Origin of the sequence: Romboutsia maritimum (assembly GCF_002251085.2) — a bacterium.
Classification (GTDB): domain Bacteria; phylum Bacillota; class Clostridia; order Peptostreptococcales; family Peptostreptococcaceae; genus Romboutsia_B; species Romboutsia_B maritimum.
In genome coordinates this window covers 46,895-68,760 of record NZ_NOJZ02000012.1, presented here as the reverse complement: position 1 = coordinate 68,760, position 21,866 = coordinate 46,895, and the positions used below count along the sequence as shown (strand labels likewise).

Below are 21,866 nucleotides of genomic sequence, written 5' to 3'. Positions count from 1 at the left end.
AGTTAATATAACTAACATTTCTGCATCAAGATCTTTAGCTAATTTAGCACTTGATCTATCTTTATCTATAACAGCAGCTACACCAGTTAATGAACCATCTTCATTTTCTACTACTGGTATACCACCACCACCAACAGTTATAACTATAGTTCCGTTATCAACTAATTGTTTAACAGTTTCTAGCTCAACTATTTCTTGTGGCTGAGGAGAAGCAACAACTCTTCTATATCCTCTTCCAGCATCTTCTACAAATGTGAATCCTTTTTCAGCAGCTATTTTTTCTGATTCTTCTTTAGTATAGAACATACCTACTGGTTTAGTTAAGTTTTTGAAAGCTTCATCATCTTTATCTACTACAACTTGAGTTACTACAGTTGCAACATTCTTATTTATTTTACGAGTTTTTAATTCATCTCTTATAGATTGTTGTAAATGATATCCTATATATCCTTGACTCATTGCTCCACATTCAGCAAATGGCATAAATGGAGTGTTTGCTCCGTTGTTTGCTGCAAAATCCATAGCTAAGTTTATCATTCCTACTTGAGGACCATTTCCATGCCCAACTATCACATTATATCCCTCTTCAACAAGATCTACTATTGTTTTTGCTGTATGTTTAACTAATTGTAATTGTTCTTCAGCATTATTTCCTAATGCATTTCCCCCTAGTGCTATAACTAATCTTTTCATATTCCACCTCTAATGATTTTATGATTGTTTAAAATAAGCAAACCCCTGCTCACATTTTTTAGAGACAGAGGTTTCCTTGAACTTTCTTATAACTTAAGTTTTACAAATATAACCACCAGTCTCAATATTAAGCTAAAAAATATTATTGTAAATTTCTACCCATATTAAAATGGTAGTTTATTTGATTAATCTATTAAAGACCTACAGTAGCTGCCATTACAGCTTTTATAGTGTGCATTCTGTTTTCAGCTTCATCAAATACAACTGATTGTTTAGATTCAAATACTTCGTCAGTAACTTCCATTGAAGTTATACCGAATTTTTCACCCATTTGTGCACCTATCTTAGTTTTTAAGTCATGGAATGCTGGTAAACAGTGCATGAATATAGCTTCTGGATTAGCATTGTCCATAACAGCTTTATTAACTTGATATGGTTGTAATTGTTTTATTCTAGCTTCCCAAACTTCGTCTGGTTCACCCATAGATACCCAAACGTCAGTGTATATAACATCTGCATTTTTAGTTCCTTCCATTATATCTTCAGTTAAAGTTATAGTGCATCCATTTTGTGCAGCTATTTCTTTACAAGTATTTACTAATTCTTCATTTGGGAATAATTCTTTTGGAGCACAAGCTGTAAAGTTTAATCCCATTTTAGCACAACCTACCATTAAAGAGTTACCCATATTATTTCTAGCATCCCCAGCATAAACAAAGTTTAAGCCTTTTAATCTTCCAAATTTTTCTTCTATAGTTAATAAGTCAGCTAATATTTGAGTTGGATGGAATTCATCTGTTAAACCATTCCATACTGGTACTCCTGCATGAGCTGATAATTCTTCAACTATTTCTTGAGAGAATCCTCTGTATTCTATACCATCATACATTCTTCCTAAAACTCTAGCTGTATCTGCTATAGATTCTTTTTTACCCATTTGAGAACCTGTAGGTCCTAGATATGTAACACCCATTCCTAAATCCATTGCTCCAACTTCGAAAGCACATCTAGTTCTTGTAGAGTCTTTTTCGAATAATATAACAGCATTTTTACCATCTAGGTTCTTGTGAGATACACCAGATCTTTTTAAATTTTTTAAATCTCTAGATAAATCTAATAAGTATCTTATTTCTGCTGATGAAAAATCTAATAATTTTAAAAATGAACGTCCTCTTAAGTTAACTGCCATTGTAAAAACCCTCCTAATAACTTTTAATAATTTATTTTTTATTTCTTTTATATTTTGTATATTTTCAAGAATTATTTTGTAGCTTCTTTAAAGGATTTTTTTAAACCCTTTAAAGAAGTTTTTTATTTGTAATTATCTAATTTAAATCCTATAATTCACGAACTAAAGGCATAGACATACATCTTGGGCCCCCACGTCCTCTAGATAATTCTGATGATGGTATAACGTGGATTTTTACACCATTTTCTACTAATAATTTGTTAGTTACATGGTTTCTTGAGTAAACTACAACTTCACCTGGTTTTATACATAATGTATTAGATCCATCGTTCCATTGTTCTCTTTGAGATATTACATAATCTCCTCCACCACATCTTATTAACTTAACATCGCATCCTAAATGTTTAGATAAGATTTCTTGAAGTGTCATAGTTTCTTCAAGTATATTAACTTTACCATTTTCACCCTTAGTTAATTCAAATATTTTTAATGGTCCTTCTATTTGTGGATGTATAGTAAATTTATCATGATCAACTTGTGTGAATACTGTATCTAAGTGCATGTAAGCTCTTGTCTTTGGTATATCGAAAGCTAATACAGTTTCTATTTTATTTCCTTCAGTTTCAAAGAATATTCTTTCAGCTATTCTTTCTATAGCTTGTGGAGTTGTTCTTTGAGATATACCTATTGCAAGTACTGTCTCAGATATATTTAATATATCTCCACCTTCTATAGAGAATTCGAAATCTCTATTATATAATCTTTTAGTACCTTTGTGTTCTGGATGATACTTGAATATAAAATCAGCATATATAGTTTCTCTGTTTCTTGTTACAGAGTACATTTTATTTAAACTTATTCCATCTCCTATTGATGCAAATGGGTCTCTAGTGAAGTATAAGTTTGGCATTGGATCAGCAACGAATGGATATTCATCGTCAACTAAGTCAACTAAACTTTTCTTTTCTATAGCTGGTAATTCATTTTTGTTTATACCTGCCATAGTTTTTCTTATTAATTCTTCATTAGATTTAAAGCTCTTTAAGTAGTCATAAACATTTTTACGAACTTCTTCACTTTTTATATCTGCTTCATCTAAGAATTGATTTAAAAATTCTTCTTTTATTTTTTCATCAGCTATAACTTCTGCTGCTAATTCATGTAAGTATACAACTTCTACCCCATTTTGTCTTAAAATTTCAGCAAAAGCATCATGCTCTTGTTGAGCTACTTCTAAGAAAGGGATATCATCAAATAATAATCTCTCAAGATATTCAGGTGTTAAATTTTCTATTTCTTCACCTGGCTTATGAAGTAAAACTTTTTTTAGTGGTTTGATTTCACTTGTTACTTGTATTCCCATAACTATTACCTCTCCATCTTTTAATAATTTTGCCTTCTAAGTTCTTCTTGTTAACTTATTAACAACTTTGTTTTTAATTAACATTTCTAAAGAAACTAATGTCTGCTTCTAGAGAAATAATCTATATTTTAAGATTTTATAAATTTTCAATATAGAAAACGTTTTTTAAAAGTTTAAATAACTAATCTATATTAAAATTTATAAGATCGTTAAAACCAAATTTAATTTTACTGTTTTATGCTTTCAAACATTCCACTTGTATTAGTAATACGAAGTTGACCTTCTTTGTGGATTTCATTGTCAACATAAGTTTCAAATTCTTTCTTCTTAGTATCAACTACTTCTAATATATTACCCGGAATAGAGTATATATATTCTAGAATACCTTTTACATCATTTACTATTAATTCATCTTCATAAATATATTTCTTTATATCAGTAAAATGTTTTCTTAAAATTTGTTCACCATTTTCTAATCCAAACTTATAGGACAATTTCTCTTCAGAAATTTTTATATTATTGTTAAATCCTAGCATCAGATCTTCTAATTCTTTCATATGATCCTTGCTTATAGTTGTACAATAAAAATGTCCTCCTACTTTAAGTACTCTATTAACTTCAGATAATACTTTGTCTAAGTCCTTCATATAAAACAATATATGATTAGCTATTACCACATCAAATTCCTCATCTTTGAAAGGAATGTTGTTTGGATCAGCGATTTCAAACTTGAAATTGTTTTCATGTTCTCTAAGCTTATATTTTGCATCACATATCATCTCTTCGCAAACATCTGTTAATATAACTTTCGTACCTTTAGATAAATACTCTATATTCCTAGCCCATAAGGCCCCATTTCCACATCCTATTTCTAAAACCTTATAGTTTCTCTTAAGTTTTAAATTATCAAATGTCCATCTATACCAGTCATATTTATTAGAACTAAATCTGTCTCTTAATTCAACACTAGCATTTAAATTTGATAAATCAATGTACTGTTGTAAAAGTTCTTTTTCGCTTTCTAGTATTTTTATGATGTCTATAGTTTTATTCCAATCTAAGTCATCATCATTTTTCATACTTACTTCAGCAGTTTCTATTGCATTTAATACTATCTTCATATGATTCATTTTATTTTTAATTATATTTTTTTGTAATCTTAGTGAATTTATCATATCACCTTTGTTAAAATTACTTTGCTCTGTAGTCATAACTTCATCTAATGACAAACCTAAATACTTTAGAGCTAAAATTTTCTTTAATTTTATAAAATCTTCATTTGAGTATAGCCTGTGTCCTGAACTATTATGATGCGATGGCTTCAGTATACCTTTTGTATCATAGTATCTGATAGTTCTTATTGTAACTCCAGCCATCTTGGCAAATTCACCCGTTGTGTAAAAACGTTTTTCATCCATTTTATTTTTCCCCCAACTTCTTGCCTAAGACCATTTTATAATGTTACGTTACGTCATGGTCAATACAATTTTTTCATTTTTTTGATATATTTTTTATCTTTTTTTAAAAGTATTGAAAATACTCGCTTTTTATCCCCTTTTATCTACCTTATTTTTAAAATATATTGTCTTTTTAGGGATGCAATATAATCTTTTATTAAATATTATATCTTTATTTTATTATATAAATCATTTTTTTTAAAGTTATTTTTATCTATAAAAATATATGTTATTAAAATTTCATATCATATTTGTATATATTTTTTATTGATTTTTTACTTTTTTTAATTTTTTAACTATATATATAAAGAGATGTCTTTAAACAAATTTTTCAGACCATCTCTTTTATATCCTAAATTATTCTACTGTTATTGCTCCAACTGGACATCCTTCTTGAGCTTCTATAGCTGTTTCTTGTAATTCTAATACTATTTCTCCTTCTATGCTAACAGCTAATCCATCAGTATCCATATCAAATACTTCTGGGCATATTCCTGTACACGCTCCACATCCTATACATGTATCCTTATCTACAAATCCTTTCATTTTTAAGTTCCTCCTATATATTTAAAATAATTTCTTTACTTTTTTATCCATATATATATGTTCTTAAACATTTTTATAAATAAAAATGGGTCACCTTATTTTTAGCGGTAACCCATTAGTCTTTAGATATAATACATTATATTATATTTTATTTACATTGTTTAATATATCTTATTATATATAAGTAAATTATAAATATTCATCTTAACTTACATATTATAAAAATTTTGAAAATTTATTTTTAATTCACATTACTTTCTTTAATTCATTTTTTGATGTATAATACCTATTAGAGTTTTTAGGGCTTATTCTAAATACTCTTTATTTATATGTTATAAATTTTTTGAGTTAATAAGTAACATATATTGATTTTTTAATTTGGTTTTATATCAATTTACTGTGCTTTTTTCTTTTTTAGGGTTGAAAAATCCACAGTTATTGATATAATTCCGAATATAAGTAAGAATATAGGGTAATGTAAGTATTTTATTATTCCTACAGAAGAAACTCCTGCTATTCCAACTGCTGTTAATATTTGAGCTCCGTATGGTATCATACATTGCCAACATGATGCAAATATATCTAATATACTAGCTATTTTTCTTGGGTCAAGATCATACTTTTCTCCAATATCTTTAGCTAAAGGACCTGCTGTTATTATTGTTATTGTATTATTAGCAGTACATAAATCTATTATACTAGCAAGTAAAGCTATCCCAAACTTAGCACCAGTTGCACTTTTTATCTTGCTCGTTATAAAGTTTAATATAAATTCTATACCACCATAATGCTTAATTAATCCAATAACTCCTCCAACAACTACAACTAGGATACATAATTCTTGCATTCCAGCCATACCTTCTGATACAGCACCTATGAATCCCCATATGTCTAAAGAATTTGTAAAGATACCTATTGCTCCTGCAAATAAAACTCCTCCTGCAAGAAGAACGAAAACGTTTGCCCCTGCTAGAGCTCCTACTAAAACAGCTACATAAGGTACAACTTTTATTATTTCATAAGATCCTGCTTCAGCTGCCGCAGCTCCATATCCTGCTGACATTACAGAAATTATTACAAGGCTTGCTAATGCTGCTGGCAATACTACAAAGAAGTTCATTTTTACTTTATCTTTCATTTGACAACCTTGTGTACTTGCTGCTGCTATAGTTGTATCAGATATCATAGATAAGTTATCTCCAACCATAGCTCCTCCAACTATTATTGCTACTAATAATTCTAATGGCATTCCAGTTTTTTCAGAAACCCCTAGTGCTATAGGTGTTAATGCTGAAACTGTACCAACGGATGTTCCCATAGATGTAGATATAAAACATACAACTAAGAATAAACCTGGTACTAATAAACTTGGTGGTAAAACTGATAAACTTAAATTTACAGTAGAATCTACTCCACCCATTGCTTTAGCTACACTACCAAAAGCTCCTGCTAATAAGAAAATAACAAGCATTATTAATATATTACTATCTCCAGCACTTTTACAGAATATTTCCATTTTAGTGTCTAGAGATTCTTTAGGGTTAATCATAAAAGCTACACCTGCAGCAATTACGAATGCTGTTAATGCAGGCATTTTATAAAAATCTCCTGTTATGATACCACTTCCTAAGAATAAAACTAAGAAAATTCCTATTGGAAGTAATGCAAGGGCATTACCTTTATTATTTCCTTCTTTAATTTGCTCACTCACATTTTGCATATTTTTTATCCCCTTTTTAATACTTAATTTAAGGTACAACTAACAGAGAAGGTACTTATAGATATCTCCTCTGCTAGCATTTAATTATATTACTTAATATTTTATAATCATCTTATATCAAATTTTTTATTATAATCTATCAAGACCTTGTTTTAAGTCTGCTATTATATCTTCAGCATCTTCTAAACCAACTGATATTCTTATTAATCCTTCAGTTATTCCAGCTTCAGCTCTTTCTTCTGGAGTGTATGGTGAGTGAGTCATTGAAGCAGGATGTTGTATTAATGTTTCACAGTCACCTAAGCTAACTGCAAGAACACATAATTCTAAAGAGTTTAAGAATTTCTTACCAGCTTCTAATCCACCCTTAACTTCGAATGCTATCATACCACCAGCTTGATCCATTTGTCTTTGAGCTAAATCATATTGAGGGAAGCTCTTAAGTCCTGGATAGTTAACTTTTGTTACATTTGGATGAGTTTCTAAGAATTCAGCAACTGCCATAGCATTCTTACAGTGTTTGTCCATTCTTACTTGTAAAGTTTTCATACCTCTTATTACTAAGTATGCATCAAATGAACTTAATACAGATCCTGTCATATCTTTTATTCCGAATAATCTTACTTGATTTACAAAATCTAATTTACCAGCAACAAATCCTGCTAAAACGTCTCCGTGTCCGTTTAAGTATTTAGTAGCTGAGTGAACTACTACGTCTGCACCATGTTCTAAAGGTCTTTGTATGTATGGAGTACAGAAAGTACTATCTACTATTACCATACAACCTTCTACTTCATGAGCTATTTCTGATACTGCTTTTATATCTATTAATTTTAAATCTGGATTTGCTGGAGTTTCTAAGTATACAACTTTAGTATTTTCTTTCATAGCTGCTTTTACTTCATCTAAGTTAGAAGCATCAACGAAAGTCACTTCTACTCCGTATCTGCTTATACCATGGTTAAACATTGCATAAGTACAACCGTATAATGTTTTACTTGCAACTACATGATCTCCTGCTTTTAAAGCTGTCCATAAAGCTGAAGTTATTGCTCCTATCCCTGAAGCTGTAGATACACAAGCTTCTGCTCCTTCTAATAATGCAACTTTTTCTTCTAATTGACCATTAGTTGGGTTTCCTAATCTAGAGTATATATATCCACCTTCTTCAAGTGCGAATCTTCTTCCTCCTTGTTCTGCAGTATCAAATACGAATGTTGAAGTTTTGTATATAGGTGTAGTTAAAGCTCCTGATAACGGATCCTTGTGATGACCACCATGTATAGCTTTTGTAGCGAATTTTTTGTTTTGTAAGTTTTCCATTTTTGTTTCCCCCTTGAATGATTATATTTAATAATTAGTCCCATAAGGAACGTTTTACTATCAGATAAACTCTTTCTCCAAAACCCAGTAATAACGTTTTCCGCATTGCGAAAAATGTTTTCCTGTGTATGTCATAACTATAGCACCGCTTACATAGTTTGTAAATATTTTACAAATAACTTTTTTTAATTCTAAAATTTTCGTAAAATTAACAATTTTCGTGCGAAAATCACAATAAATAATTCATTAAATAAAAGACTATAATGAATTATTAAACAATTCTCAAAATACAAAATCATATACTACAAAATCAAATAAATATAAATATTCATAAGAATTATTTATTATTAATATAGCTATAATTTTTTAAAAATAATCTTATAATAAATATGTAAAAAATACTGTATACACATTGCAAATTTTACTTTCTTAAAAAATAAATTTCTACTTTTTAGAGATATAAATATAAATTTTAGTAAATAAATACATTAATATTTTTTGCTTTATGTATATATAAAATAGTTATATATACTCATTAAATTTACTTTCTAGTATTTTTGCAATGTTCAGATATTTAAATTTATTTTTTTGTGAATTTATAATTTTAGTAAATTCTAATAATTCCATCTTTATTACATTTTTAATCAAAAAAATAAAAAAACTAGGCTTAGTGCCTAGTTTACTCTGTATTTATGCTTTTTTAACAACTGAAGATTTTAATTTCATAGCTCCAAATCCATCAATTTTACATTCTATATCATGACCATCAGATGAATCGTGAACTAAACGTATATTTTTTACCTTTGTTCCTATTTTTATAGATGATGAACTTCCCTTTACTTTAAGATCCTTTATTACTGTTACAGAATCACCATCACTTAATATATTTCCATTTGCATCTTTAATAATACTTGCATCTTCACTATTTCCTTCTGATTCTAAAGCCCATTCATGAGAACATTCTGGACAAACTAAAAGACTTCCATCTTCGTAAGTGTATTCTGAGTTACACTTTGGACAATTTGGTAAATTTTCCATATTTTTATTTCCTCCATTAATTATTGTCAATTTTAATATATAAAAATTATTTTCAATTCCCTTTTCACAACTTTCTCAAAAAATATATAGGGATTTTTTCATAGATTTATATAATATCATATTCTTTTGATATTGACAAATTCCCCTAAATACTTAGAATTTCTTACTTCTACTTATTTATATATCTATTCTATAATGCTAATTGAGCTACTGCATCTTCAGTAGATTTATTTATTTTAAATATCATACGTGTAATTAAAATAATTATTAATTCTGATACTGCCATACTAATCCATATTCCATTTTGACCAAATACTTTTGCCATTATAATTAATACTATTGGTAATACTATTATCGATCTCATTGTACATATTATATTTGAATACTTTGGAAACTCTATTGCTTGATAATACATTGTTGTAGTTAAGTTATTTCCTATAAATAAGTACGCCAAGTTATTTATATTAACAGCAATATATGCTCTAGCTATAAGCTCTTTATCAGATGTAAATACAGATATTATTTCTTTTCCAAATACAAAACATACTAAAGCAAAAAGTACTCCAATTACAAATGATGTTTTATTTGAAAGCTTATAAAATGTTAACATCTTTTCACTATCTTTAGCTCCATAATTATAACTTATAAGTGGTTGTGCTCCTAAAGTAACTCCTAGAAGTATTAAATATATATTCGTAGTTATATAGTTTATTATTGCATAAGTAGATATACCTATTTCTCCAATTGTATTTACTAAAACTAAATTATGAACAAATATTATAATAGAAAAAGCTGCTTCTGCAAAGAATGATGGAATACCTATCCTTAAAACTTCTTTTACCTTATCTAATTCTAATTTTTGTTTTCCAAAACTTAATTTCCCTTTTTTCATTGTGAAATGAGGAAGTGCTATTAAAAGAGTTACTATTTGCCCAAGCCCTGTTGCTACTGCTGAACTTTTTATTCCTAATCCTAATTTAAATATAAATATATAATTTAAAATTGCGTTACATATAGTACCACATATTGTTGATACCATTGCAAGCTTTGGTTTATTATCATTTCTAAGGAAACTATTAAATGCAATTCCTAATAAACTTGGTAAACAAAACATTGCATAATATTTTAAATACTCTGCTGATAATGGTTGTAAAGATTCTGTTGCTCCCATTATTTTTACTATTGAATTTGCAAAAACTACACAAATTGCACTTAAACAAAGACTCATAATTATTAGCATATAAGTAACTTGTCTAAATATACTTACACCTTTATCATCTTCATTTGATCCAAAATGCTTTGATATTAATGCTCCTCCACCTACTGATATCATTGTTGCAAGCCCAAAAAATACTATAGTAATTGGCATTACTATGTTCACAGCACCTAAAGCTTCTTCACCTATTCCATTTCCTAAAAATATTCCATCTATTATAGTATTTAGTGATGCTATACACATAGCTAGTGCTGATGGTATAGCATATCCTAAAAATTGTTTAATCATTTATTTACTCACCTTCCTTTATATTCATCTGATTCATTCTCTAACTCATGTTTCTTAGCTCACTTTTTGTTTTGCTTTTTCATATTTCAAATAAGATATCTTTACAAATTTAAACAATAATAAAAACCGTACCTCTTACTTGTGATACGATTCTTTTATATATAATTTAACTATTAATATTTTTACTTTTATATGTTTTAAAATTGTGTAAGAATTCTCTACTATCAAATATATATTTTCCACCTATTTGAGTGTAATACGTTCCCCTTGAATCATATATTTCTTTTACTTTTTGAGTTAAATTTTTATGATAATATCTAAGTTCTTTAAATTCTTTTTTCAATTTATCTGCAGTCATCCAAACCTTATTTGATCCTATATCTGCTAACCTAATATTTTCAAATTTAACATTATTCTTCTGAGAATATACGTAAATTTCCGCTAATAACTCTTGCAAATTTTCATTTGAAAGATTATGATTAAGCTTTTTGTATAATATAGCTCCCATAGCGTCTATACCTTTTTCTTCTAATTTTTCTTGCTTTATAAGTGCTTCTAATGGTTGTCTTTTTATATATACATAAGATGTATCTTCAAGTACATATGCTCCCCTATGGTATTTAGCTGGTGTATGAATTACAAGTATTGGACTATAGTGCCCATTAATTTCTTCATTATTAAAATCAAGTATATCTTGTTTATTTTTAAGTTCATAGTCTTTAGACATACATCCATATTTAGACTTTGATTTTAATGAATACATCTCATTACTTTTTATATATTCTATTATTTCATTTACATAATTTTTATCAACTATATCATTTAAACTATGTGTATTGTTCACATAATTTTGTGCTAATTCGGCTTTAATTTCATTGATTTTTTCTAATTCTACTCCAAAAGCTGCACAAATATTTATTAATTTTTTTTCTATATTATATATATCCACATCTAGAAACGGTAATATTTCATTTATACATTCTTCACTTTTTATTCTCATAAGTTGACTCGTTATACTGATATGAGTAACTTCACTGTTTTTATCAAATAAATATTCATTTATATTCTCTTTTAAATTTTCTATATTATTATAAATTCGAATATAATCTGTAATCATTTTAGTTCCTTGGTTTAGTATTTCTTTAGGCATATTTATATAAATATCATTTTCCTTAACATACAAGTTTAATTCCATTTTTTCCATTGTAGTTTTAACCTTTCCGTCATTTTACTTATTCTAGTACTTATTACTATTAAAACTAAATACAATTATATCATGAATTGTATTTTCAATTCAAATTTTCACGTTCTTTATATAAAATTGAATTTTCATTTATATACTTTCTTAAAAAAATAAAAATCTTATTTATACAATTAAAAATATATTTATTTTATATTATTTTTTAATAAACCTATCTATTAAGAGTATACATATGTAGCTTTGGACAAACTAAAATCGAAATTCAATGATAAAAGGAGTATATAACGATGAGTAAAATTTTTAAAAATTTATTATTATCATTTTTTTTATTAGCTTTAATTTTAATACCATTCAAAACTCAAGCTTTAGAAATCACTCATTCTAAAGATATCCCTTGCAACAAAGCTGCCTGTGATTTAAAAATGGCAGAGAGAAGACTTTGGATGGATCATGTTTCATGGACTAGAAGTTTTATTATAAGTGATTTATCTTCACTTAAAGATAAAGGTCTTGTGTTAGAAAGACTTCTTAAAAATCAAGATGATATTGGAAATTCAATTAAACCTTATTATGGAGAAGAAGCTGGAAATAAACTTGCTACTCTATTAAGAGAACATATAGAACTTGCAGGACAAGTTACTAACGCTGCTAAAAGTGGAAATAAAGAGGATTTAGAAAAATATAATAAACTATGGTATGAAAATGCTGATAAAATAGCTAATTTTTTAAGTTCCGCTAACCCTAACTTTTCAGACAAAACTCTAAAAAGTATGCTATATAAACATTTACAATTTGTTACAGATCAAGTTGTTGATAGATTAAATAACGATTACAAAGCAGATATTGAGGCATATGACAAAGGTGAAAGCCACATGATTATGTTTGCAGATGTACTTACTGATGGTATAATCAAACAGTTTCCTCAAAAATTTAAGTAGTTAACATATATAAACTTGTTTTTAAATTCATAAAGGAGAATCATATCCCTTATTTAGGATACGGTTCTCCTTTACACCTCCAAAGAAGGTCTTTTTTAGACCATTCTATTTATCCCAATAAAATGGTCTAACTAATGCTCTTGGTAATTTTGTATTAGAATCACCCTTCGCAGTATTAACTTGTGATTGAGTAATGAACATAGAATCTGCAAGATTAGCTCCTCTAATATCTGCATCCCTTAAGTCTGCTCCTATAAGATTTGTTCCTGCTAAATTTGTATTACTTAAGTTTGTTGCTATTAGTAATGCTCCTGCTAAATCTTCTCCAATTAAATTTGTTTTTGTAAGATTTGCTCCAATAAAGTCATAGCCAGATATTAAGCTTTTTTTATTTTTTAAATTAACTTTCTTATCAGAAGTAACTCTCTTCTCTACAAGTTCATTTACTTGTCTTAAAATAGAATTAACTTTAACCCTATGTTTTTCAATATCTATTTCCATGATTGATTTTGCATCAAGATTTGTAAGTTCCTTAGTTTCTTTAATCATTAAATTCAATTCATCTTTAGTAGTACTTAATTGTATAAATGTTAATGCATCTGTTAGATACCATAACATTTCATTAAGTTGTCTCATCACTAAAAAAACATCAAACATTTGATTTTTTAATTCAGGTGTTTGTTTCCAATCATAACCTCCATATGTAACTTGAGCAACTTTTTGACCTGCACCAAAGCAGTCGTATGCAGTACAACCTTTAAGACCATTTTTTCTAAGATTGTTATGAACAGCACAACTAAAGTCTGAGTTTAAATTTATACATGTTTCCCCGGCTTCTTTATCCATTGGAAAACCTTCCGATGCTGAAAAATATAATGCAACACAGCAAAATCCAAAGCATTTTTTACAGTCTATTTTTAAATCTTTAAATATTTCTTCGTCATATTTAGATTCACGTAAATTTATCATTTTATTCTCCTATTTTTTATCTAACTAACTATCTATCTATGTATTAAGTTTTTGTAAACAAAATATACTAAATAGCTAGGTTAAATCCCCTTTATTTTACATTATTATATTACTATTTTTAACTTTATACAATTAATTCCTATCAAATACAAAAGGAAGGGTCTTCTTCATATTTAGAAAACCCTTCCTTCTATTAAAGGTATTATTATATTTTCATTTGTTTGTAACTTACAATATATACTTGATATAAATCATATTTCAAATATTCTAATTTAACAACTTTTTCGGTAATATTATATTCTGGAAAAACTTTATCTTACATGTTATCGTTAGAATATAACGGTTTTTCTTGAGAACTATAACCATAGTTTTGGGTAGATTCTTAACTTGACTTATTATTATTTTCTAGTATATTCTTACCATTTAAAAAAGAGATACTTAACTAATAAGCACATTATAAAGCCCAATCACTTGATTTATTTTGAATATTCCATAACTTGTAGTATACCCCTTTTTTATCCATCAATTCCTCATGAACCCCTTCTTCAACCTTACTTCCATCTTTCATAACAATTATATTATCACAATTTTGAATAGTTTTCATTTTGTGAGCCACAATTATAACAGTTTTGCCTTTTATAATTCTAGATATAGCTTCTTGAATTAAAATCTCATTTTCAACATCTAAAGAAGAAGTAATTTCATCTAATAAAATTATAGGAGCATCTTTTAAAATAGCTCTAGCAATAGAAATTCTTTGTTTTTCACCACCTGATAACAACCTGCCATTTTCACCTATTTTAGTATTGTATCCATCTTTTAATCCTATGATAAATTCATGACAATTTGCAAGTTTAGCAGCTTTAATAACCTCATCATCTGTTGCTTCTTTTTTTCCTAGCCTAATATTTTCCATTATAGTGTTATCAAACAATAAAACATTTTGAAATACTATAGAGTAATAGTTAAGTAAACTCGTTTCATCTATATTTGAAATATCTTTTCCTCCTACAAAAATCTTGCCTTTATTTATATGGTGAAATCTTGCAGCAAGTTTTAAAACCGTACTTTTACCACTTCCTGAAAATCCTACTAAAGCAATCTTTTCTCCTTGCTTAGCTTTAAAATCAAGATTATTTATAGTATTTTTATTTTTATCATAAGCAAATCCTACGTTCTTAAATTCAATATCAAAATTTTCAAACTTAATATTTTTATCTCCTTCTAAAATAGGTTCATTATAAACCGTTTTCAATCTTTCTACGATTATATCTGTGTTAAATATTTGAGCTAAATTATTCATTGTCTGAGAAAGCGGATCATAAATCATACTTGCAACTATTAGAAATAATATATAAGTAAATAAATCTGTATCTTGATTTATAATCATATTATTCCCAACTACAATAACTGTTGCTAATCCTAGTCTTAAAAACATTTGAGCCACTGTTAATAATGTAGCTGTTAATAGTTCTGATTTGTTTTGTGATTTTTCTGCTTCTTCCAACCTATAATCTATTAAATTTCCATGTTCATTTTGTATATTATAAGCTTGTATTTCTTGAATTAATTCTAAAGTTTCCTGTATAGTATCTGAAACACTTAGCTTTTTTTCCATATGCTTTTTACCAAACTTAGCTTGTAACTTTCTTGATATAAATATTATAAAAAATGCAAATGGTGCTACCCAAAAAACTGCAATAGCCATTTTAAAGTTCAAAACACAAAGTGCTAAAATTATAATTACAGTTGAAATAATAGAACCATAAAACTGAGGTATGGCATGAGAAAATGCATGTTCAAACCCTGCACAGTCTGACATAATTGTACTTGTCAAATCCGATAAATCTTTTTTTGCAAAAAATGATAATGGAAGCTTTCTCAAATGCTCTGCTATTTGTATTCTTCTCTTTGAACTTTCCTCATAGGTATTAACATAAGTAATCGTATACTGATAATATGAAAATACAAACATAATAAATAGTACAAAAACTCCTATAATTGTATAACCTATTACATTTACACTTGTGTCACTTGAGTTCATAGTTACAACATCTAGCATTTTACTTAAAACTTTAGTTAGTAAAAATATAGGTATCATAATAGATAAATTAGATAATACACTAAATAAAATTCCTTTTTTTAGTGATTTTAATCCCTCATTACTTAAGTCGTATTTAGCTTGTAAATAGTTAAACATCTTTATGCTCCTTTCTATATTTCCCAACTTACAGAGGATTCATATTGTCTTAACATATTAGCATATATTCCATTTTTATCTAAAAGACTTCTATGAGACCCTACTTCTACTATTTTACCTTTATCCATTACTACTATCTTATTTGCATTTACAACTGTAGATAATCTATGTGCTATTAATAAAACAGTCTTATCTTTTGATAGTTTTTCAAAAGCCTTTTGGATTAAATATTCATTTTCTGCATCAGCTGAAGAAGTAGCTTCATCTAATATAACTATAGGAGAATTTTTTAGTATTGCTCTAGCTAAAGCTATTCTTTGTTTTTCTCCTCCTGAAAGATATACCCCTTTACTTCCTATTTTAGTATTTATACCATCTTTCATTTTTTCTATAATATCATTACATTGTGCCATTTGTAGTGATTTTTTTATTTCTTCATCCGTTGCATCTTTTTTACCTATTTTCACATTTTCAACTATACTAGATTTAAATAATTTACTTTCTTGAAACACAAAAGTTATATAGTTCATTAAATCCTCTTGTTTTATATCAACTACATTAACGCCCCCAATACTTATACTTCCTTTACTTACATCAAAGAATCTAGGGATTAAACTTGCAAGTGTTGTTTTACCACTACCACTAGACCCTACTATTGCAACAGTTTCTCCTTCATTTATTTTTAAATTAATATTATCTAATACAGTTTTACCTTTTGAATAAGAAAAAGAAACATCTTTAATATCAATACTAAAATTCTCTACGTTTTTTGTATTATCACTTTTCTTTAGTGGTTGTTCATTTAATAAATTTGAAATACGTCTTACAGCTTCTTTAGTTTGAAGTAAATTTTCTTGCGTAAATATCAACTTCATAATCATATTTGTACACAATGGTGTAAAAAGGATATAAAAAAACATATCTAAAAATATTTTTTTAGGCTCATTTGTATTTTTAAATACCAAAACACTAATAGGTATTAAAAATATGAAAAAGCTATTTAATGATACTTTAAAATTAGTCATAGGAATTCTACAACTAAGTGCATAACCACTTGCAAATTCATTATAATCAGTTATTGATTTGTAGAAACTTTTAAAAGAAAATATACTTTGATTAAATACTTTTATGATTGGTATTCCTCTAATATACTCAACAGCTTCTTTGTTCATATTCTCTAGAGAATTCATATATTTACTCATAAATTTTGCGTTTTCTCCACCCATCATTTGTTTCATAAATAAGACTGAAAGAATAAGTGGTATTAAGCAAACTACACCTAATATAGGATTAAAAATAAATAAACATACAATAAATATGATTGGCATAATTAATGCTGCTATAAAGTCTGGTAATTGGTGTGCTAAAAAATCTTCTGTAAGTCCTGCATTATCATCTATTATTTTTCTTATTTTTCCACTACTATTTAACATGAAGTATCCCATAGGTAGTGTCATTAAATGATGTAGAGTTTTCTTTTTCATATTCTTAGCAATTCTAAATGCAGCAATATGTGAAAAAGAAAGAGAAATATAATAAATCAATATACTAAATACTGCAAATAACAAAGCAATAAGTGCATAGTTACTAGAGTTACTTACATTTTCTGTATTATTTATAAAAACCTCTATAACTTTATATACACATATAAAAGGAACTACACCTAATATGGTACTAATTCCTGATAGTATACAAGATATTATAGTTAAGTATTTATAGTTTCCTGCAAATTCAAAAACTTTTTTGTTTTCATTATCATCATACATTTACACTCACTCCCATGTTTCTCGTCATAGCTACTAACAAACGCTTGCTATCTTTACATACATTAATCTTTTCTATTTTTTCTTTACTATTTATTAAAACAACCTTTTCACAAGATTCTTTTATAAATTCATAATCATGGGTAATAACTATTATTATTTTTCCTTTACTAGCTAGTTCTTTAAATCTTTTTGAAATTAAATTCATATTATTTTTATCCACTCCACTTGTAGGCTCATCAAATATTAATATATCTCTATTTATAACGTCTGCTACAGCAAGTGTTAATCTTTGCCTTTCACCTCCTGATAAAGTAGATGGGTTACATTTTATAAGCTTTTCTAATCCATAATTTTTTAAAACATCTTTAGCATCTATAACTTCATTGCTCAAAAGTAATTCCTCTGTTACACTTTCGCTAAACAGTTGACAATCTGTATTTTGAGATACAAAATATGAAATTTTTCTTCTGTCTTTATTTTTTAAAGGTTTATTGTTATATTCTAAACTTCCTCCATTTTCTTTTAATAACCCACATAATATCTTAGCTAAAGTAGTTTTTCCTGCTCCATTTTCTCCTGTTATACAAGTAATTTCTCCACTTTTAAAAGCTAAATTTAATTTACTAAAAATCCTATCCTTTTTATAATTAAAATCTAAGTTTTTGATTTCTAAAAAAACTTTGCTTTTGATATTATTGTTATTTAACTTTAAATCATCTATATTTTTTAAATCTAAATGTCTAAGACCTAAACTCTCCCATCTTTTAGTAGTTATATTATCTACTTCTTCTTTGCCCCATATATACTTTATTTCTCCATCTTTCATATATATATATCTATCTGCTAAATCCTTTAAATAATACAATCTATGTTCTGAGATAAGTATAGTTTTCCCTAGTCCTTTTAAGTATTCAATCATTTGTTTTAATTGTTCTACAGAATACATATCCAAATTTGCAGATGGCTCATCAAATACATAAATATCTGGATTTAAGGCACTTATAGATGCTATAGCTATCTTTTGCTTTTCTCCACTTGATAAATTAAATAATTCTTTACCACTTAAGTTAAGTCCATTTACCATTTCTAAAGCCTTATATACTCTATCATATATTTCATTTTCATCTACTCCATAGTTTTCACATCCAAAAGCTACTTCATCTTCTACTAGGGTAGCAAAAAATTGGCTTTTGGGATCTTGGAATACAGACCCTATATCTTTTCCTAATTCCCATAATTTTTTTTTACCTATATCAAAGTTATTTACAATTACTTGTCCACTTAATTTTCCTTCATAAAACTTTTGTGCTAGTCCATTTACTACTCTAGTTACAGTAGTTTTACCACATCCACTATTTCCTGTTAAAACTACAAGTTCTCCCTTTTTTATATCAATATTAATATTTTTTATTGCAGGGTTTTTGTGATTTTGATAAAAGTAAGTTACATTTTTTAAGCTAATCATATTTAGTACCCCTTTTCTAAAATAAACAAAACTATAAAAGCAATTATAGCTATTAGCATTAAAATATAATCTTTAATGCATAATTTAATTTTTCTCCTCGATGTGTGAATTCCTGGTCTTGATATTCCTCTACTTTCAGATGCTGCTGCTAGCTCTTCAGCTATTCTTGTAGACCTTATCATAACAGGAACAAAAGTATACTCTAATGCTTTTACAGGTTCTTTTATACTTACAATATTCCTTAACCTAATGGATTCAAAAACCTCTTTAAATTCCATCTTAACAGTAGGAAAAAACCTAATCATAAAAATAAAAGGTAGACCTATACAATTTGGAACTTTAAGTTTTTTTAATACTGATACTATTTCGCCAGGTGGCATACCTAAAATAGGTATAGCTGACATTATAATAGCTATCATTCTTATTACTAAAAATAAAAACATCTCTGGAAGCAAAATAGTTATTCCTTCTCCATTAGAAATTAACCTTAGTATAATTAATATGGCATATAAAACTAAACATTTTATAAGTGGCTTTGTTTTACCTTGTATAATTAAGTAAATCGATAAAAAAAGTATGAGAGATCTAAAAAGACTCTCTCGTGAAATTATTGATACAAGATATATATTTAAAATAAGAACTAATAATTTTGTTCTAAAATCAAATTCCATTGGTTTCATAAGTTTATCTTATTGCTCCACTCTTTTTAAAATATTTTTCCATTATCTTATTACTTAGCATACATCCACAAACAGCTGCCATAACTGTCAATCCACAACTTATTAAAACCCATTTAGGTGAAGTATAATACTGAGCTTGTACAGCTACCTGTTCAGGTGATACTCCACTTTTTATAAATGCATCTTTGAAAAACCATATCTCACTCATACCATGCATTGCTCTAACTAAAGAAGTTATAACCCAAGCTATAGTAACTCTTTTTATGTTTTTGTATGTTTTATTACCTATCATAAAAGCTTCTGCTATTATTCCTCCTCCAATAAACCAAGGTATCAAAAAAGGTCCCATAAGTAATCCTGCCATAATTGCATGTATTGCATTGTATATAAAGCATATACCAGGCTTTGCAACCTTCATGCATAGATATACGAAAAATGGTGATAATATAAGTGCTGTAAATACAGCATTTAATATCATGTTAAAGAAAAGTGATGCTCCTGTAATCATTGAAAATGCAATAAAAACTACAACCATGATAGCGCAAAATATTCCTATTGTTGCTAAGTCTTTTACTGTTAGTTTCTTGCTAGATTCCTCCATTTTAATCCCCCTTAATATTTTAAGTTTTAAATAACATTAGTTAATTAATACCAACTTTCACTTAAAATACTAATCCATTTGATAATCATTATCCACTCTTAAAGGACACAACTTATCCATTTGGATATGTTTTTTAAATTCTTTTGGAGAGTATCCATATTCTTGTTTAAATGCAGATGAAAATTTTGAAGGATTTGAATAACCTATAATATTAGATATTTCAAGTATTGAGTAGTCACTTTCCTTTAAATACCTAACAGATTCTTGTAATCTGTAATTTTTTAAATATGTATAAATACCTATTCCATAAACTTCCTTAAACCAATTTTTTATAGTAGTCTGTGATAAGTTAAATAATTGTGCTAATTCTTCTATTTTATAATGTTTTGTTATATCGCTTATTATAAACTCTTTTATATCCTTGGTTTTTTGCACTTGATATTTTGTTAAATACTTTTTATTTTTTTTAATACTATAATCTATTTCCCCTAAAAAAAGTAATAACTCTATTATTTTTATTCTCATATAGTAAAATTTATTTTCTTCATTCGATGTGTATACTTCATAAAAGATATGATCTAATTGCTCATTAGCCCTTATTATTTTACATAAATCATTTTTCTTTACTTTTTCGTAAATGCTAATTATATCTACTCCAAAACTTTTAAATAAATCAAAGTTTTTTATTTTATCTATATCTATTAATATGCTAATTCCACAATATTGTCTATTTGGAAAAAATGCTTTAGAATATTTTTTATTATCTAGTAAATAAATTCCCAAATCTCCTTCAGATATGTATTCAAATTTATTTTTTTTCAATTCGCATTCATATCTTCCATACTTACAATGATTTATTTCTATAATATTTGGAAATTTAATAGAGCTTCCACTACAGTATTCAAGATTTAGGTTATTATATAATAACTTTATACCTTCAAATAACTTATACACTACTATTTTCCCACTGCCACTATCATTTTCTATATTTAGTATTTTCTCATTCTCATTATCTATTACTGTTTCAATTATTTCACCATATAATTTTTCTATCATTATTTTCCTCCATATTGCAAATATAACCCCTGTAATTATTTTATATTACCCACACATTTTATGCATAACACAAGTTCAGAATTAGCACAATATATATTTTTTATACTCTTTTCAAGAAGTTTTATTAATTTATATTTTTTTCATAAGATTTTTGAAG

The 21,866-nt window shown here is 27.2% G+C and carries 18 protein-coding genes; 1 reads left to right on the top strand and 17 read right to left on the bottom strand.

Annotated elements, in window-relative coordinates; all coding sequences use genetic code 11:
• The 10 genes from arcC to CHF27_RS08275 all read right to left on the bottom strand — a co-directional run.
• A partial coding sequence (arcC, locus tag CHF27_RS08320) for a carbamate kinase (protein ID WP_147294076.1) occupies positions 1 to 693 on the bottom strand: 693 nt, incomplete at its 3' end.
• Between the two features lie 193 nt (positions 694 to 886).
• Entirely contained in the window at positions 887 to 1,882 is a 996-nt protein-coding gene (gene argF, locus CHF27_RS08315; protein ID WP_095405340.1) for an ornithine carbamoyltransferase, read from the bottom strand.
• Positions 1,883 to 2,030: 148 nt separating this feature from the next.
• Positions 2,031 to 3,245, bottom strand: a complete 1,215-nt coding sequence (arcA, locus tag CHF27_RS08310) for an arginine deiminase (RefSeq protein WP_115976064.1) — start codon at positions 3,243 to 3,245, stop codon at positions 2,031 to 2,033.
• Between the two features lie 227 nt (positions 3,246 to 3,472).
• Positions 3,473 to 4,663, bottom strand: coding sequence for a MerR family transcriptional regulator (locus CHF27_RS08305; protein ID WP_095404424.1), 1,191 nt, complete (start codon positions 4,661 to 4,663; stop codon positions 3,473 to 3,475).
• 396 nt (positions 4,664 to 5,059) lie between these two features.
• Positions 5,060 to 5,248 (bottom strand): ferredoxin, encoded by a 189-nt coding sequence (locus CHF27_RS08300; RefSeq protein WP_095404425.1) that lies wholly within the window; start codon positions 5,246 to 5,248, stop codon positions 5,060 to 5,062.
• A gap of 394 nt (positions 5,249 to 5,642) precedes the next feature.
• Positions 5,643 to 6,968 (bottom strand): Na+/H+ antiporter NhaC family protein, encoded by a 1,326-nt coding sequence (locus CHF27_RS08295; protein WP_095404426.1) that lies wholly within the window; start codon positions 6,966 to 6,968, stop codon positions 5,643 to 5,645.
• Between the two features lie 129 nt (positions 6,969 to 7,097).
• Positions 7,098 to 8,291 (bottom strand): methionine gamma-lyase, encoded by a 1,194-nt coding sequence (megL, locus tag CHF27_RS08290; RefSeq protein WP_095404427.1) that lies wholly within the window; start codon positions 8,289 to 8,291, stop codon positions 7,098 to 7,100.
• Positions 8,292 to 8,981: 690 nt separating this feature from the next.
• Positions 8,982 to 9,329: a zinc ribbon domain-containing protein YjdM gene (locus tag CHF27_RS08285; RefSeq protein ID WP_095404428.1), complete on the bottom strand. Its 348-nt coding sequence runs from the start codon at positions 9,327 to 9,329 to the stop codon at positions 8,982 to 8,984.
• 190 nt (positions 9,330 to 9,519) lie between these two features.
• Positions 9,520 to 10,833: an MATE family efflux transporter gene (locus tag CHF27_RS08280; RefSeq protein WP_095404429.1), complete on the bottom strand. Its 1,314-nt coding sequence runs from the start codon at positions 10,831 to 10,833 to the stop codon at positions 9,520 to 9,522.
• A 166-nt stretch (positions 10,834 to 10,999) separates the two neighbouring features.
• Positions 11,000 to 12,037 carry a hypothetical protein gene (locus CHF27_RS08275; protein ID WP_095404430.1) on the bottom strand — a complete coding sequence of 346 codons (1,038 nt, stop codon included), beginning with the start codon at positions 12,035 to 12,037 and terminating at the stop codon, positions 11,000 to 11,002.
• A gap of 284 nt (positions 12,038 to 12,321) precedes the next feature.
• Between CHF27_RS08275 and CHF27_RS08270 the strand changes: the two genes are divergently transcribed.
• Positions 12,322 to 12,972: a glycosyltransferase gene (locus CHF27_RS08270; protein WP_095404431.1), complete on the top strand. Its 651-nt coding sequence runs from the start codon at positions 12,322 to 12,324 to the stop codon at positions 12,970 to 12,972.
• Positions 12,973 to 13,077: 105 nt separating this feature from the next.
• Here the strand turns inward: CHF27_RS08270 and CHF27_RS08265 are convergent, their stop codons facing one another.
• From CHF27_RS08265 to CHF27_RS08235, 7 genes are all read right to left on the bottom strand, one after another.
• The gene (locus CHF27_RS08265; protein WP_095404432.1) at positions 13,078 to 13,941 is read right to left on the bottom strand and encodes a pentapeptide repeat-containing protein; all 864 of its coding nucleotides are present in this window, start codon (positions 13,939 to 13,941) and stop codon (positions 13,078 to 13,080) included.
• A gap of 454 nt (positions 13,942 to 14,395) precedes the next feature.
• On the bottom strand, positions 14,396 to 16,141 hold the full coding sequence (locus CHF27_RS08260) for an ABC transporter ATP-binding protein (protein ID WP_095404433.1): 1,746 nt from the start codon (positions 16,139 to 16,141) through the stop codon (positions 14,396 to 14,398).
• Between the two features lie 14 nt (positions 16,142 to 16,155).
• On the bottom strand, positions 16,156 to 17,907 hold the full coding sequence (locus CHF27_RS08255; RefSeq protein WP_095404434.1) for an ABC transporter ATP-binding protein: 1,752 nt from the start codon (positions 17,905 to 17,907) through the stop codon (positions 16,156 to 16,158).
• Positions 17,900 to 19,372 carry an ABC transporter ATP-binding protein gene (locus tag CHF27_RS08250; RefSeq protein WP_095404435.1) on the bottom strand — a complete coding sequence of 491 codons (1,473 nt, stop codon included), beginning with the start codon at positions 19,370 to 19,372 and terminating at the stop codon, positions 17,900 to 17,902. Before CHF27_RS08250 ends, CHF27_RS08255 begins: the two co-directional genes overlap by 8 nt.
• 2 nt (positions 19,373 to 19,374) lie before the next feature.
• Positions 19,375 to 20,052, bottom strand: a complete 678-nt coding sequence (locus tag CHF27_RS08245; RefSeq protein ID WP_243444977.1) for an energy-coupling factor transporter transmembrane component T family protein — start codon at positions 20,050 to 20,052, stop codon at positions 19,375 to 19,377.
• Positions 20,053 to 20,056: 4 nt separating this feature from the next.
• Positions 20,057 to 20,653, bottom strand: a complete 597-nt coding sequence (locus CHF27_RS08240) for an MptD family putative ECF transporter S component (RefSeq protein ID WP_095404436.1) — start codon at positions 20,651 to 20,653, stop codon at positions 20,057 to 20,059.
• A gap of 69 nt (positions 20,654 to 20,722) precedes the next feature.
• The gene (locus tag CHF27_RS08235) at positions 20,723 to 21,709 is read right to left on the bottom strand and encodes a helix-turn-helix domain-containing protein (protein WP_095404437.1); all 987 of its coding nucleotides are present in this window, start codon (positions 21,707 to 21,709) and stop codon (positions 20,723 to 20,725) included.
• Between the last annotated feature and the right edge of the window lie 157 nt (positions 21,710 to 21,866).

Bases quoted from the DNA above. Each gene is read 5' to 3' on its own strand.
- argF (WP_095405340.1), bottom strand. From the start codon at position 1,882: ATGGCAGTTAACTTAAGAGGACGTTCATTTTTAAAATTATTAGATTTT.
- arcA (WP_115976064.1), bottom strand. From the start codon at position 3,245: ATGGGAATACAAGTAACAAGTGAAATCAAACCACTAAAAAAAGTTTTA.
- CHF27_RS08305 (WP_095404424.1), bottom strand. From the start codon at position 4,663: ATGGATGAAAAACGTTTTTACACAACGGGTGAATTTGCCAAGATGGCT.
- CHF27_RS08300 (WP_095404425.1), bottom strand. From the start codon at position 5,248: ATGAAAGGATTTGTAGATAAGGATACATGTATAGGATGTGGAGCGTGT.
- CHF27_RS08295 (WP_095404426.1), bottom strand. From the start codon at position 6,968: ATGCAAAATGTGAGTGAGCAAATTAAAGAAGGAAATAATAAAGGTAAT.
- megL (WP_095404427.1), bottom strand. From the start codon at position 8,291: ATGGAAAACTTACAAAACAAAAAATTCGCTACAAAAGCTATACATGGT.
- CHF27_RS08285 (WP_095404428.1), bottom strand. From the start codon at position 9,329: ATGGAAAATTTACCAAATTGTCCAAAGTGTAACTCAGAATACACTTAC.
- CHF27_RS08280 (WP_095404429.1), bottom strand. From the start codon at position 10,833: ATGATTAAACAATTTTTAGGATATGCTATACCATCAGCACTAGCTATG.
- CHF27_RS08275 (WP_095404430.1), bottom strand. From the start codon at position 12,037: ATGGAAAAAATGGAATTAAACTTGTATGTTAAGGAAAATGATATTTAT.
- CHF27_RS08270 (WP_095404431.1), top strand. From the start codon at position 12,322: ATGAGTAAAATTTTTAAAAATTTATTATTATCATTTTTTTTATTAGCT.
- CHF27_RS08265 (WP_095404432.1), bottom strand. From the start codon at position 13,941: ATGATAAATTTACGTGAATCTAAATATGACGAAGAAATATTTAAAGAT.
- CHF27_RS08260 (WP_095404433.1), bottom strand. From the start codon at position 16,141: ATGTTTAACTATTTACAAGCTAAATACGACTTAAGTAATGAGGGATTA.
- CHF27_RS08255 (WP_095404434.1), bottom strand. From the start codon at position 17,907: ATGTATGATGATAATGAAAACAAAAAAGTTTTTGAATTTGCAGGAAAC.
- CHF27_RS08250 (WP_095404435.1), bottom strand. From the start codon at position 19,372: ATGATTAGCTTAAAAAATGTAACTTACTTTTATCAAAATCACAAAAAC.
- CHF27_RS08245 (WP_243444977.1), bottom strand. From the start codon at position 20,052: ATGAAACCAATGGAATTTGATTTTAGAACAAAATTATTAGTTCTTATT.
- CHF27_RS08240 (WP_095404436.1), bottom strand. From the start codon at position 20,653: ATGGAGGAATCTAGCAAGAAACTAACAGTAAAAGACTTAGCAACAATA.
- CHF27_RS08235 (WP_095404437.1), bottom strand. From the start codon at position 21,709: ATGATAGAAAAATTATATGGTGAAATAATTGAAACAGTAATAGATAAT.